Here is a 13,481-nt window from a genome sequence, read left to right as displayed (position 1 = left end):
GCTCCTCAGGCCGCGCCGACGACCAGCCAGCGCGCGGCGATAAACAGCAGCAGCGCCAGGGTCGAGGCGACCCACATCAGTCGAATCGTACGGGAGATATCGGCGACGGCGATCGGGCGCAGCGCGTCGCCGATCCAGGGCTTCTCGACCCGCTCACCAAAGTAATCGTTGGGGCCACCGAGACGGATGCCCAATGCACCGGCCACGGTCGCCTCCGCCCAGGCGCAGTTGGGGCTGCTATGCTGATAGCGATCGCGCCAGCCGATGCGTAGCGCACCGATGAAATCGTCGCGGCATATGCCCGCCGCGAGACTCAGCAACAACCAGCTTAACCGTGCCGGGATGGCGTTCGCTACATCATCCAGGCGGGCGCTGACCATGCCGATCGCCCGGTATTTTTCCTGCTTGTAACCCACCATCGAGTCGAGGGTATTGACCGCCTTGTAGGCCATCGCCAACGGGGCGCCACCCAGCAATAGGAAGAACAACGGCGCGATGACGCCATCCACCGTGTTCTCTGCGACGGTCTCGACCACCGCGCGATTGATCTGCTCGGGTTGCAGCTGGCGGGTGTCACGCCCCACGATCCAGGCCAGCTTCTCACGACTCTCCTGAAGCCGCCCCGCCTGTAACGGCCGTGCCACCGCACGCGCCGCCTCCGCCAGACAACGCCCCGCCAGCACGGTAAAGATCATCCACACCTCGACGATCCAGCCCAACCAAGGATGGATGGCCCGCGCCAGGGTTAATCCTCCCCAGGCCACGCCCCAGGTCACGCCTACCACCAACAGCCACATCACCCCACCGCCGATACGCAGCGCCCGGTCACTGTGGCAGTAGCGCCGTACCTGGCGTTGCACCAGGTTGATCCCACCGCCGATCCAGCGTACCGGATGCGGCCAGTGCGCGGGATCGCCGATCAGGCAGTCGATGAGCCAGGCGACACACCAGGTTAACAACGTCATTGCGCCCTCCTTGCCGCCGCCAGCCAATGCGTAAGCATCAGCGGCCGCTGGGCGAAGTGGAGGTGCAGATAGCTGGCAAAGGCGCTGCCCACCTGCCAGCCCCCCGACCAGGTCTGACGCGTTTGGCCATCGCACACCTTGCGGCACGCCAGCAGCGCCGGGGTCTGCGGAGTAAAATCGGAATAGTGAAACTCGTGGCCGCGCAGCACCTCGCCGGGCGCCGCCAGCAGCGTCGCCTGGCACGCCTGCACCTCACAATAGCCAAAGCGGGTGAGCCGTGTTCCCATCTTGCTATGACCGGGAATAATATTGGCCATGCGGTGCGTCTCGCCCTGCGCGTCCTCTAAGGTGCCGCCGAGATACATCAACCCGCCGCACTCGGCATAGATCGCCACGCCGCGCCGGTGCGCCTGGCGCAGGCTATTTAGCATGGTCTGGTTCGCCGCCAGCGCCCGGGCATACAGCTCCGGGTAGCCGCCCCCCAACCAGACCATCTGGCAGTCGGGCAGCTGGGCATCATGCAGTGGGCTAAAGCGCACGATCTCGACGCCGCAGCGTTCGAGCAGCAGGATATTGTCCGGATAATAGAAGTTGAACGCCTCGTCATCGGCCAGGGCCAGCCTCAGCCCGCGTCCGGCATCGGCGGCGGGCAACGCCGGCCAGGCCCCCTGGGGCAACGCGGATAACGGACTCAGCGCCAGCAGCCGATCGATATCGAGCGTCTGTTCGAGCGTGGCGGCGAAGTCACGCCAGGGTTGCGCCGTCACGAACGATTCGCGCGCGGTCACCAGTCCCAGGTGACGCTCCGGCAGGGAGATGCCCTCGACGCTGGGCACATGGCCGAGGACCGGGAGGGCGCAATACTGTTCGATCGCCGTCTTGAGCAACGCAAAATGCGCCGCGCTGTTGACCCGATTGACGATCACCCCGGCGATATTCAGGCTCGGGTCAAAGTGCTGAAACCCCATGACCGTCGCGGCGATGGAGGTGGACACCGCCTTGCCATCCACCAGCAGGATCACCGGGCAGCCGAGCTGCTTGGCCATCGCCGCCGTACTGCAATAGGCGGGATCGGTGCCATAGCCATCATACAGCCCCATCACGCCCTCGATGACGGCGACGTCGGCCTGCTGCATCTGCTCGTTGAATAACGCATTCAGCGTCGGGGTCGGCAGCATAAAGCTGTCGAGATTGCGGGAGGTGACACCACAGACCGCCGTGTGCCAGCCAGTATCGAGATAGTCGGGCCCCACCTTATAGGGCTGCACGCGTAATCCACGCTGCTGCAATACCCTCAGCAGGCCCAGCGTCACCGTGGTCTTACCACAGCCACTGCCGGTGCCAGCCAACACAAACGCATACGGCTTCGCCGTCATGACCCTGATCCTATTCAGGGTGGTAGGGATGTATCGACGCACGCCAGCGCTCTGGCGACGGTGTGCATCTGAGCAACCCACTTCCCACCGAAGTTGTTGATCGTCACCGACAGGCTGGTCTTCTGGCTTAGCGTCCTCCTCGCCCGTCCTTCCCAATCTTGCGATCAGTGGTATCTACGGGGTCGTCAGCATCACAGCAGCGGGGGCTGCGGGGGATTCACACCCCCTTCCCTGCCATACACGATGGCAAAACCTGTCGGTCTCTCTTTCATAGAAAGCCGAGCAACTCAGTGAGTTGACGGCATATCGCTACGCGGCCTGAAGCCGCACATCATTATCGAAGCGTGTTCGTCATCATCCTGTCATGGCTAGGCGCGGCGCGCGGCGACGGACGTCGATTCCCGCACAGCCAACCTAAGCAAAATAATTACTGGCATACTGTATCTCATCACACAAATAAAAACTGGCAAAATTTAGCATGGCCATGGCCATTTTCATGGTTATGACACGATAAATGATAATCGGTATTTGTTATTTTTATTTTATAAATCAATTGCATTAACCAAGTCAGCTCGACCGATGAAATAACGCTATTATTTATCCGACTTACTCACCATCGGGCAACCCCATCGCTGTCGACAGGGTGACGGATCAAGCCATCGCCTAGTGATAATCATTCGTTATAGACGACACAGATCCACATGGTGGCGGGCTACATACGCTCCCTGATGTCACAGACGCCCCTCCCTACACCGATGGCTCCGCCGGTAAGCGGCACGTTCCCCTGGATAGATAGCGCCGTTGGCACACCGATCGCTTGGAGGCAAAGAGGGAAAAACCCACTCACGCGCTCTCCCCCATACCAGAGCATAACCCGCTAAAAAATATGGTAATCCGTCGATCGCCATGACACTATGCGGCGGAGTTGTAGCGAGAGAGGATCATACGGTGGCGGTTGCGCAGTGCCCCGCATCATGCGGAGAGCTCATTCAGGGTTGGATTTTAGGCAGTGAGAAGTTAGTCTCCTGTCCCGTCGCCTGGTACAGCACGGTCGAGGTCTGCGACGGCGCGCCGCTGGCGCAGGAGCGTCCACTCTCCCGGCGGATGGTCGAACGCCTGCTGCAACACTGGGGCTACCCGGCGCAGATGAGCCAAGCGCTACGCATCGAGATCCACTCGACCATCCCCTTGGCCAAGGGGATGGCCAGCAGTACGGCGGATATCGCCGCCACCGCCGTGGCGGCCGCACAACATCTCGGACGGCGGCTAGACGAAGCGACGCTGGCGGCGCTGTGTGTCTCGCTGGAGCCGACCGACAGCACCCTGTTTCGTCAGCTGACCCTGTTCGATCATAACGATGCCTCCACCCAGATAGCCTGCGGCAGCGCGCCCGCAGTGGATGTGTTGCTGCTCGAAAGCCCGCTGACCTTACGCACGGCGGACTACCATCGCCGCGCGCGCCAAAAGGCGTTACTGGCGGAGGCGGCAGCGCTGCAACGCGCCTGGCAGCGGCTGCAAGAGGCCTGCCAGCACCACGATCCTTACCGCCTGGGAGAGGCGACCACCCTCAGCGCCATCGCCAGCCAGCGGCTGTTGCCAAAGGCGGGGTTTCCCGCGCTGCTGGCCATGGTGGAGAAGTACGGCCTGTATGGCGTCAACGTGGCGCACAGTGGCAGCGTCGTAGGCGTGTTGCTGGATCGCCGCCGGCATGATGTCGAGGCGCTGAAGCACCACCTCGCCCGACACGGGTTGACACGCCACTGGCCTACGCAGCACCTGCTCAAACTGGTCAGCGGCGGCGTCAGGCTACGCTGAGACGCAGCCGACGGATCGTCGGCGCGCCATCAGGCGCCAAGACGGGGTGAGCCGGGCCATTCACCCGCGCGGCGATCCCCGCTTCGCGCCTTCCCGCCCCCTCTCCTGTACCCCGCCTCGTGGCGGCAAAACCATCATCAGAATATATTACCGAGCCATTACAAATATAATCATGAGATTATTTAAAACCCGCCCGCGCATTAACCCTCAGCGCACTTACCATGATGGAGAAACGACGAGGTCGTGCGTTTAAACAGAAATATCCTCTTTTATCGGCGACAACAGCATTATTTTTATCTCAGTAACCTACCTGCCACTATTTCGCCCTATGACACTCCCCTCGCCGTCTTAAGACAATAAAAAATAAGCGACTTACTAGCCTATGACGGAACATATATCTGCGGAAATTTACATGAGAACAGTTTATATACCAGAACATGAATGGCGTTAATAAAACAATTAATAAAACCTGTCGGCCGACTCCTTTGATACTCACCGCCTCACCAAATGAATCATGCGTGAGTCGCCTTAACATATTATAAGCCTATCCCATTAGGCTCGAAGTCATATAATCAAACAATGTGTATAGATTATCAACTATCATCAAGTCATGGCACCAACCACCGAGCCCGATAAACGTCCAAACGGCTATCACGCTACCGATCATGATGAATCATGGCGTTTGTGCCTAATCAATCGCCAGCACACCGCCCATCGTTACGGCCTCGCCACGTGCGTTGACATACACGACGCGTCCCCCGGTTATATCGTCCCCCCAGGCGATAACCACCTGGCGCACGATTGCCTAAAAAGAACATGTCAACTTTTATCACAATAGTGATTATTAACACTCGCAACACTCTATTGCTATGTTTAACCAATTAAAACTGCCGTTTTTTTCTGCCATGTTATCTGCTGTAGTGATTCTTTTTCTATGGATCGACATACATGTGCTGGCTAATGGTATCAGTGAACTCTCACTCACCGAAATCAGCCAGGAGATGATTTTATGCTTTATCGCCAGTATGCATCTTTTCTGCGCACAAAAATATTGTACGATGCGCTATTGTAACGCGCTGATTGGTCTTGCCTTTCTGGCTATGTTTATTCGGGAATTAGATGCACTGTTGGATCTCGTCTGCGACGGACTCTGGCAATGGTTAGTCGCTCTCTGCGTCCTCCTGGCGTTATCTTTACTGGTGAAAAATTATCGCACAGTGTCATTCCAAATTAACCGCTATGCTCAACAATCCTATTATGGCTTTATGGTAAGTGGCGTGCTAACCATCTTGCTCTTCTCACGTCTATTAGGGATGGGGAGTCTATGGCATGATATTCTATTAAATGGTTATATTCGCATCGTAAAAAATGCCGTAGAAGAGGGCGTGGAATCTTTTGGTTATATGCTATGCCTGCTAGCGACAATAATGAATCACCAGCAACTACGACGAACCCATCAATAAATATGCGGCTGCCACAGGCGATAAATGCGTGACGTTGGCCGTGTGCTGGCTGCACCCCACTCAGGGGCGACGCGGAAAGCGTGTTCATCCGGTAGTGCAAGAAGACGCTACAGCCAACGCACTCCCTGCACGAAGAACGCTGTATTTTCCTTCGGTTATTTACACAGCTCGGGCCAGGGGAAATAGCCATGCCATATCGGCTAGTGAGCGGCGGTATCAATATATTGATATATATTGATCAGGATTATATCAAATAAGCCTCCGGAATAGGGCATGAACGCTAGCGCGATATCGCCCAGGGGGCGCGATCAATCGTCCCCTTATATCGCCATCCGCCACGACGGGCGCTTAGTCTGTTTCGCGGGTATCACGCCGTCCTCGCCTTGATGCACCTCCCCTCGTGCCGACGATCGCCATCTCCCCCACCCGCTCACTCGCTCTTAATATTTCATTTTGTTTCCAAATGTTGATACCGCTCAATTTATTATCGATATATAAATGATTATATAGCGCGCTATCGCAATAGCTCTCTAGGTAAGCCACCATGCCGATCTCACGCCGAGTATTACTACAGGCGCTCGCTACCGCCCCGCTATTTCCCACGGCGTTTTGCCGAGCAGAGACCAGTGCGCCGCCATTTCAGGTCGGCCACCTCCCCGCGCCACAACGGATCCGGCGGATTGTCAGCGCCGGCCCCCCTGCGGATCTGCTGTTAATGGCGTTAGTCCCGGAGAAAATGGTGGGGTTCTCCTCCTTGGATCTAGGGCAGGAGGCAGCGAGTTTCCTGCCCGAAGCTCTTCGCAAGATGCCTAAATATGGCCGTCTGGCCGGGCGCGCCAGCTCGCTCTCGCTGGAACGCCTGGTGGCCCTGCACCCCGATCTGATTGTCGATACCGGCAATATGGATGCCGCCTGGATCTCTGCCGCCCGCCGCATTAGCACCCAGACCCAGATCCCTTGGCTGCTGTTCGATGGCCGATTGATACAGAGCCCTCACCAATTGCTAAACGCCGGCGCCCTGCTTGGCGCCGCGCCGCGCGCCCAACGCCAGGCGGCACTCGCACAACGTTTTATCGACCAGGCCCAAACCTTTGCCGACACGCCGGCGGCGGCGATCCGTTTCTATGCGGCCCGAGGCCCACGCGGGTTGGAGACCGGACTCAAGGGGTCGATCCATACCGAGGCGGCGGAACTCCTCGGCCTGCGTAACGTGGTCGAGATACCTGATCGCCATGGGCTGACCACCGTTTCGCTGGAAAACCTGCTGGCTTGGCAGCCAGATATCGTGCTGGTCCAAGACGCCGTCACCTACCAGACGCTGTTGAGCGATCCCGCCTGGCAAGGCGTCGAGGCGGTCGCCCAGCGGCGCATCCTGTTCTTAAGCGGGTTACCCTTCGGTTGGCTCGATGCCCCACCCGGCCTCAACCGCCTACTCGGCCTGCGGCGTCTACACGCCTGGCTCGATCCGGCGGTACGTTCCGCCTTCCGCCAAGATATGCACGACTATAGCGAACTGTTTTGGCACACCACGCTGAGCGCGGCACAGTATCAGCAGTTAACCCGCACGGCGCCGCTATGAGGCGAGGTCGTTATACGCTGTTGTTGCTTGGCCTGGCGCTGCTGTGCATCGGTATCGCCCTGTTCTCCGGCGCCTACCGCCTCAGCATGGGGCAGATCCTGCATCTGCTGTTGCAACAGGGAGACCCCTCGCCGACGCTCAGCGCCGAGATCGTCCTATGGCGGATCCGCCTGCCTCGCATCGCGGCGGCGTTGCTCATCGGTGCCGCCCTCGCCGGGGCGGGCTGCGTCTATCAGGGTATGTTCCGCAATCCGCTGGTCTCGCCGGATATTCTCGGTGTGGCCGCCGGAGCGGGCCTAGGCGCCTGTGCGGCCATCTTGCTGGGTATGCCGATGATCCTGATCCAACTGTGCTCTTTTGCTGGCGGCCTGGCCGTGATCAGCACCGTCCTGATCATCGCCCGCTATACCCAGCGCCTGGACCCGGTGTTGACCCTGGTGTTGATCGGCATCGCCCTGGGTACCCTGTGCGGGGCGGGGATCTCGCTGATTAAAACCCTCGCCGATCCCTATACTCAGCTCCCCTCGATCACCTTCTGGTTGCTGGGCAGCCTGGCGACGATTAGCGCGACCGATCTGGCGTTGATGGCCCCGTTGATCCTGCTGGGCTGCGTCCCGATGCTGCTGTTGCGCTGGCGCATCAACCTGCTCACCCTCTCGGACGATGAGGCTAACTCGCTGGGCGTCAACGTTAAACGCCTGCGCCTGATCCTCATCGTCAGCGCCACCCTGGTGACCGCCGCCGCCGTCTCCGTGGCCGGGATCATTGGCTGGATCGGTCTAGTGATCCCCCACATCGGGCGCCTGTTGGTAGGGGACAACCACCAGAGCCTACTGCCGCTGAGTATCGCCCTTGGCGCCCTGCTGTTGCTGACCACCGATACACTCGCCCGTACCCTGAGTAGCAGCGAGATCCCGCTGGGGATCCTGACGGCCTTTATCGGTGCGCCGTTCTTCCTTGCCCTGCTCCTGCGCGGGAGGCGACCATGACCCTGCTCGCCCTGGAACAAGCCACGCTTGGCTACCACCGACGCCCGCTGCTACGCGAGGTCTCCTTTTCCCTACCGGCGGGTTCGCTCTGCTGTTTGCTGGGGGCCAACGGTAGCGGGAAGACCACCCTGATGCGCAGCCTCCTCGGGATATTGCCACTACTGAAGGGGCGCGTCCGACTGGACGGCATCCCGTTGCAACGCCTCTCCCATCGTGAGCGCGCCCGGCTGATCGCCTGGGTCCCCCAGGCGCACGAGGGGGCCTTCGCCTTTCGCGTGCTCGACATGGTGATGATGGGGATCACCCCGCATCTGCCCCCCTTCGCCGTGCCCGGCCCGCGCGAACGCGCACAGGCGCTGGCCCAGCTCGACGCCATGGGGATCGTCCACCTCGCTGAACGCAGCTGGCGCGAACTCAGCGGTGGAGAGCGCCAACTGGTGCTCATCGCGCGCGCGCTGGCCCAACGCCCACGCCTGCTACTGATGGATGAGCCGGCCTCTAGCCTCGACTTCGGCCATCAGATCAACCTACTGGATACGCTCAGCCGCTTACGGCGCGACGGCATGACGCTGTTGATGGCGACCCATCATCCCTTACATGCGCGCGCCCTGGCCGACAGCGTGGTGCGTATCGAGCCGGATGGCCGGGTCACCCAGGGCGATCCGTCCAGCCAGTTGAGCAGTGAGCGGCTCGCCGCGCTATACCGGGTGAGCGTCGAACAAATTCATCATCATCTGGGCTATCCGCGGGAGTCATCGACATAATGCTTATCAATGAAATTGATTTTTCAGAACTTTATCGCCAACAGATGGCGCTGGCGCGGCACAGTGAAAAAACGGTCGCCCAGTGGGACCAGCGGGCCGCGCGGCTGAGCGATCTCCCCACCCATGAGACGGATGATTACCTGTGCCAACTGATCGCCCATATCGATCTGCGCGCGGCCTCGACCCTGTTCGATATGGGGTGCGGGCCCGGTAGCCTCGCTCTCGCCTTGGCGCCGCGCCTCACGCGGGTGTATGGCGTCGATTACAGCCACGGGATGCTGGAGGTCGCCGCCCGGCGGGCCCAACAGGCCGCGATCCGTAACAGCGTCTGGCTACAGCGCGCCTGGGAGGATGACTGGTCCGATCTTCCCCGCTGCGATATCGCCGTCGCCTCGCGCTCTACCCTCCCCGCCGACCTCGGCCCGGCATTACTCAAGCTCGATCGCCAGGCCAAGCTACGTGTCTATACCACCCATCTGGTCACGCCCAGCTTCATCGCTCCCCAGATCCAGCGAGCCATTGGCCGAGAGGTCACCGAGCTGCCCACCTATATCTACGCCCTGAACCTCCTGTACCAACAGGGAATCCGGGCGCAGGTGGCGTTTATTCGCGGCCCGCGGCGCGCCGCCCCCGCCAGCCTCGACCAGCTCAGACAAAGCGTGACCTGGTCGCTCGGCGCACTCACCCCGCAGGAGGAGGTGCGCCTGGCCGAGTGGTACCGCCAGCAGCCGCACACTCCCGCGCTCGATGCGTGCTGTGGGCCGCGCGACTGGGCACTGCTCTCCTGGGAGGTCGACCACGACTAAGAGCCCAGCGGTGCGCCGGGCGCGGTTACCTCTCGACTTACCCACGTTCTAACTCAGCGGAATGAGATCATGAAATTACAAAAAAAATACCTCTGCGCAGCGTTAACGTTGCCCCTTGTCCACCCCGCACTCGCTCAGGCGCCGGACGATTCGCTGACCGTCTGGGCCAGCCCATTGGCCGCCTCCCCCAGCATCGTGAACCATGACACCATCCAGACCCTAGATAAGCAGGATGTGGCCAAGGCCTTGGCGCTGATCCCCGGCGTCGTGCTGCAAAAATCGGGGAATCGCAACGAACTGTCGGTCAATGTGCGCGGCTTTAACAGCCGCCAGGTACCGCTCTTCTTCGATGGCGTGCCGATCTATGTCCCCTACGATGGCAACCTCGATCTGGGGCGTTTTCTCACCAGTAACATCAGCGCACTGGAGGTCTCCAAAGGGTATAGCTCACTCCTACAAGGCCCTAATCAAATGGGGGGCGCCATCAACATCACCAGCCGTAAACCGGAGAAGCCGTTACAGGCCGATGTCGGCTACCGCCAAGGCTGGAGCCGAGGCGCGGACAATGCCTATGATGCCCACGCCTCCCTGGCGGCCAAGAACGACCTCGGCTATTTCCAGATCACCGGCAGCCAGCTCAAACAGCGCTTTTTGGGGTTACCGCACGGCTACGACAACACGACGGCTGGCGGCAACGGCCGCATGATCAACTCCGCCGCCGATGACCGCCAAGCCATCCTCAAGCTCGGCTTCACCCCGCGTGGCACCGACAACTACACCCTGACCTATATTCACCAAGAGGGGGAAAAGAACAACCCGCCCTATAGCGGATCCGGCTCACAAAAGTCGCGTTATTGGCAGTGGCCGCAATATGACAAAGAGAGCTATTACTACCAGGGCACGACCCAGTTAGCCGAGGGGTACACCCTAAAAAGCCGGCTCTACCGCGATAACTTTAAAAACACCCTGATGATGTATAACAGCCTGAAGGATCTCCAACAGCGCAGCGGCAACTATAGCCATTACGACGATTACAGCAATGGCGCCGGGCTTCAACTCGCCATCGATCTGCGCCAAAGCGATCTGCTCTCTTTTGCCCTCAACTGGAAGCAGGATGTCCATCGCGAAAAGGGCGCACCCGATGCCCCCTATGATCGGTACAAGGATCGGACCTGGTCGCTGGCAACCGAGTACCAGTGGAGCCTGCTGGAGGATCTGGACGTGGTGGCCGGCGCCAGCTATGACTGGCGCGATAGCCTACAAGGTATGAAGTATGAGAAAAAAGGCGACATTACCTATTACGATGCCAACCACCAACGCGCCTTTAACTGGGAGATCATGGGGAAATACACCCTCGATAACGCGGACACGCTAAGCCTGAGCTACGCGGATCGCTCACGCTTCCCGACCCTGAAGGAGCGCTACACCACCTCCAAGCCGTCGCGTAACCAGATAGCCCTGGTGAATCCCGGCCTGAAACCCGAGCGGGCGCGCAGCATCGACCTCACCTATAACGGCCGTCTCAGCCGTGACTGGCGCTACGAGGCCAGCGCCTACTACAACCGTGTCTCCGATGCCATCCTGTCCCATAACCTCAGCGCCGATCTCATCCAGAACCGCAACAGCGGGCGCGTCGACTACCTCGGCGTAGATCTCAGCCTGCAGGGCCAGATCAGCGAGATGAGCGATATCGGCCTCAAATATAGCCTGATCCATGCCTCCCCCCGCGATCTGTCGAACGACAAAATCACACAGCTGCCCACACAGACCCTGGTCAGTTGGATCAGCGTCAAGCCCCTGCCCGAGCTGACCCTGACCCTCTCCGAAGAGGCACGCTCCGCCAGCTACAGCGACAGCAGCGGCCAACAGAAAGCGCCCGGTTTTGCCCTCACCCACCTACGCGCCGAGTTTGAACTGGGCCATGGCTTCAGCGTGAATGCCTCGGTAAACAACCTGTTCGACACCCAGTACTACTATAGCGAGGGATTTATCGAGGAGGGGCGTAACTACTGGACGGGCATCGCCTATACCTTTTAATTACGTCATAACCCCCTGCTCGGGGGCGAGCACCACCTCGAGTGGGGAGAAAGCATAGCGGGAGGGGGTAGCGTGGGCGGAGCCCCCTTGAGATACGACAGCGGTGCATTGAGCAACAAAACCGCCCTCATTGCCCGCTTACTACACAGGCCTTACGCTACCTATCCCGCCTAAAAGGTGGGAGCTTCCCGCAAAAGAAATCGTGATGGAAATTTCTGGGGTTCCAGCGTAGAACCCCAACTTTATGCCGCCCGGCAATGGCCATCCGTTCGCTGACGGAAATTTCGGCGGTTGCGGCGTAGCCCCCTAAAAGTACGGTCCCCGGCAACAAAACGCCACCGGACGGTCGCTCACGCATCAGCGTCCTTTCGCCAGGTACTGCGCCATCTCGCGTTCAGGCACCATGCCGCCGCCGGTCGCCCACACCAGATGGGTCGCCTGCGCCAGTTGCTGCTCGCCGAAGTGGTGCATTCGTGGATACTCCGCCGAGGCGCAGACATGGACAGGTCCCGCCATACCGGCCAGCGCCGAGGGCTCCAGACGAATGCCCTCCTCCTGCGCCAGCCAGCCCAGCATGTTATACAGGCTCTGATCATCGAGCGTATAGCAGCCGTCCAGCAGGCGCTCCATGGCCCGCCCCACAAAGCCAGAGGCGCGGCCAACGGCCAGTCCATCTGCCGCCGTCAGGTTATCGATCCCCAGATCCTGTACGGCGATGGCGTCATGCAGGCCGGTATACACCCCCAGCAGCATGCAGGGAGAGTGGGTCGGCTCGGCAAAGAAGCAATGTACGTTGTCACCGAAGGCCAGCTTCAGGCCAAACGCGACCCCACCGGGACCGCCGCCGACGCCGCACGGCAGGTAGACGAATAGCGGATGATCGGCATCGACCGTACGCCCCTGCGCGGCAAACTGCGCCTTCAGCCGCTCGCCGGCCACCGCGTAGCCCAAAAACAGGGTGCGGGAGTTCTCATCGTCGATAAAGAAGCAGTTGGGATCGGACTCCGCCGCCTTACGCCCCTGCTCTACCGCCACCCCGTAGTCCTCTTCATACTCCACCACCGTCACGCCGTGGCTGCGCAGCTTGGCCTTCTTCCACTCGCGGGCATCGGCCGACATATGAACGGTCACCTTAAAGCCCAGGCTGGCGCTCATAATGCCGATAGACATGCCCAGATTACCGGTGGAGCCAACGGCGATGCTGTACTGGCTGAAAAAGTGTTTAAACGCCGGGGTGAGCAGGATGCTGTAGTCCTGATCCGTCGTCAGCAGACCGGCCTCCAGCGCCAACTTTTCTGCGTGCGCCAGCACCTCGTAGATGCCGCCGCGAGCCTTAATGGAGCCAGAGATCGGCAGATGGCTGTCTTTTTTCAGCAGCAGCTGACCGCCGATCGGCTGGCCGTACTCCTGTGCCAGGCGCCGCTGCATGGCTGGGATCGCCGCCAACTCGGACTCAATGATACCGTTGGTCGCCGCCGTCTCCGGAAACGCCTTGGCCAGATAAGGTGCAAAGCGGGCCAGGCGATCGTGGGCATCCTGCACGTCCTGCGCCGTCAGGCCAACATAGGGGAGCCCTTCCGCCAGCGTCGTCGTCGCCGGGTTAAACCAGACGGTTTCCCGTAAATTCACCAGATCGGCCACCAGCGGATACTGGGCAATAAGTGAGGTCATATTAATGTTCGTCATC

Annotated in this window: 10 protein-coding genes and 1 riboswitch; of the genes, 7 read left to right on the top strand and 3 right to left on the bottom strand. The window is 60.1% G+C overall.

The annotated features are described in order from the left end of the window. Positions 1-5 precede the first annotated feature (5 nt). Positions 6-965 carry an adenosylcobinamide-phosphate synthase CbiB gene (cbiB, locus tag DCL27_RS06900; protein WP_035597677.1) on the bottom strand — a complete coding sequence of 320 codons (960 nt, stop codon included), beginning with the start codon at positions 963-965 and terminating at the stop codon, positions 6-8. Next, positions 962-2,341 carry a cobyrinate a,c-diamide synthase gene (locus tag DCL27_RS06895; RefSeq protein ID WP_035597673.1) on the bottom strand — a complete coding sequence of 460 codons (1,380 nt, stop codon included), beginning with the start codon at positions 2,339-2,341 and terminating at the stop codon, positions 962-964. The genes cbiB and DCL27_RS06895 overlap by 4 nt, the downstream gene beginning before the upstream one ends. Positions 2,342-2,436: 95 nt before the next feature. Continuing rightward, positions 2,437-2,613, bottom strand: a riboswitch (cobalamin riboswitch). A gap of 676 nt (positions 2,614-3,289) precedes the next feature. Between DCL27_RS06895 and DCL27_RS06890 the strand changes: the two genes are divergently transcribed. From DCL27_RS06890 to DCL27_RS06860, 7 genes are all read left to right on the top strand, one after another. After that, positions 3,290-4,156 (top strand): GHMP family kinase ATP-binding protein, encoded by an 867-nt coding sequence (locus DCL27_RS06890; RefSeq protein WP_005293955.1) that lies wholly within the window; start codon positions 3,290-3,292, stop codon positions 4,154-4,156. 869 nt (positions 4,157-5,025) lie between these two features. Further along, positions 5,026-5,619: a hypothetical protein gene (locus tag DCL27_RS06885; RefSeq protein WP_035597671.1), complete on the top strand. Its 594-nt coding sequence runs from the start codon at positions 5,026-5,028 to the stop codon at positions 5,617-5,619. A gap of 544 nt (positions 5,620-6,163) precedes the next feature. Continuing rightward, positions 6,164-7,198: an ABC transporter substrate-binding protein gene (locus tag DCL27_RS06880; RefSeq protein WP_035597668.1), complete on the top strand. Its 1,035-nt coding sequence runs from the start codon at positions 6,164-6,166 to the stop codon at positions 7,196-7,198. Further along, on the top strand, positions 7,195-8,187 hold the full coding sequence (locus tag DCL27_RS06875; protein WP_035597666.1) for a FecCD family ABC transporter permease: 993 nt from the start codon (positions 7,195-7,197) through the stop codon (positions 8,185-8,187). Before DCL27_RS06880 ends, DCL27_RS06875 begins: the two co-directional genes overlap by 4 nt. Further along, positions 8,184-8,951: an ABC transporter ATP-binding protein gene (locus tag DCL27_RS06870; RefSeq protein ID WP_035597664.1), complete on the top strand. Its 768-nt coding sequence runs from the start codon at positions 8,184-8,186 to the stop codon at positions 8,949-8,951. The genes DCL27_RS06875 and DCL27_RS06870 overlap by 4 nt, the downstream gene beginning before the upstream one ends. After that, entirely contained in the window at positions 8,951-9,757 is an 807-nt protein-coding gene (locus DCL27_RS06865) for a class I SAM-dependent methyltransferase (protein ID WP_035597662.1), read from the top strand. Before DCL27_RS06870 ends, DCL27_RS06865 begins: the two co-directional genes overlap by 1 nt. Positions 9,758-9,826: 69 nt before the next feature. Continuing rightward, positions 9,827-11,794: a TonB-dependent receptor plug domain-containing protein gene (locus tag DCL27_RS06860; RefSeq protein ID WP_035597660.1), complete on the top strand. Its 1,968-nt coding sequence runs from the start codon at positions 9,827-9,829 to the stop codon at positions 11,792-11,794. A gap of 357 nt (positions 11,795-12,151) precedes the next feature. On the opposite strand, the gene dsdA is transcribed toward DCL27_RS06860, so the two are convergent. Then, complete coding sequence (gene dsdA / locus DCL27_RS06855) at positions 12,152-13,480, bottom strand: D-serine ammonia-lyase (protein WP_035597702.1); 1,329 nt, start codon at positions 13,478-13,480, stop codon at positions 12,152-12,154. Between the last annotated feature and the right edge of the window lies 1 nt (position 13,481).

The sequence above is a fragment of the Edwardsiella tarda ATCC 15947 = NBRC 105688 genome (genome assembly GCF_003113495.2).
GTDB lineage: Bacteria > Pseudomonadota > Gammaproteobacteria > Enterobacterales > Enterobacteriaceae > Edwardsiella > Edwardsiella tarda.
Note: the sequence above shows the minus strand (reverse complement) of the source record. Positions and strands in the feature narration are given on the sequence as shown.

Coding starts and splice junctions, on each gene's coding strand:
- cbiB (WP_035597677.1), bottom strand. CDS start 965: ATGACGTTGTTAACCTGGTGTGTCGCCTGGCTCATCGACTGCCTGATC.
- DCL27_RS06895 (WP_035597673.1), bottom strand. CDS start 2,341: ATGACGGCGAAGCCGTATGCGTTTGTGTTGGCTGGCACCGGCAGTGGC.
- DCL27_RS06885 (WP_035597671.1), top strand. CDS start 5,026: ATGTTTAACCAATTAAAACTGCCGTTTTTTTCTGCCATGTTATCTGCT.
- DCL27_RS06880 (WP_035597668.1), top strand. CDS start 6,164: ATGCCGATCTCACGCCGAGTATTACTACAGGCGCTCGCTACCGCCCCG.
- DCL27_RS06875 (WP_035597666.1), top strand. CDS start 7,195: ATGAGGCGAGGTCGTTATACGCTGTTGTTGCTTGGCCTGGCGCTGCTG.
- DCL27_RS06870 (WP_035597664.1), top strand. CDS start 8,184: ATGACCCTGCTCGCCCTGGAACAAGCCACGCTTGGCTACCACCGACGC.
- DCL27_RS06865 (WP_035597662.1), top strand. CDS start 8,951: ATGCTTATCAATGAAATTGATTTTTCAGAACTTTATCGCCAACAGATG.
- DCL27_RS06860 (WP_035597660.1), top strand. CDS start 9,827: ATGAAATTACAAAAAAAATACCTCTGCGCAGCGTTAACGTTGCCCCTT.
- dsdA (WP_035597702.1), bottom strand. CDS start 13,480: ATGACGAACATTAATATGACCTCACTTATTGCCCAGTATCCGCTGGTG.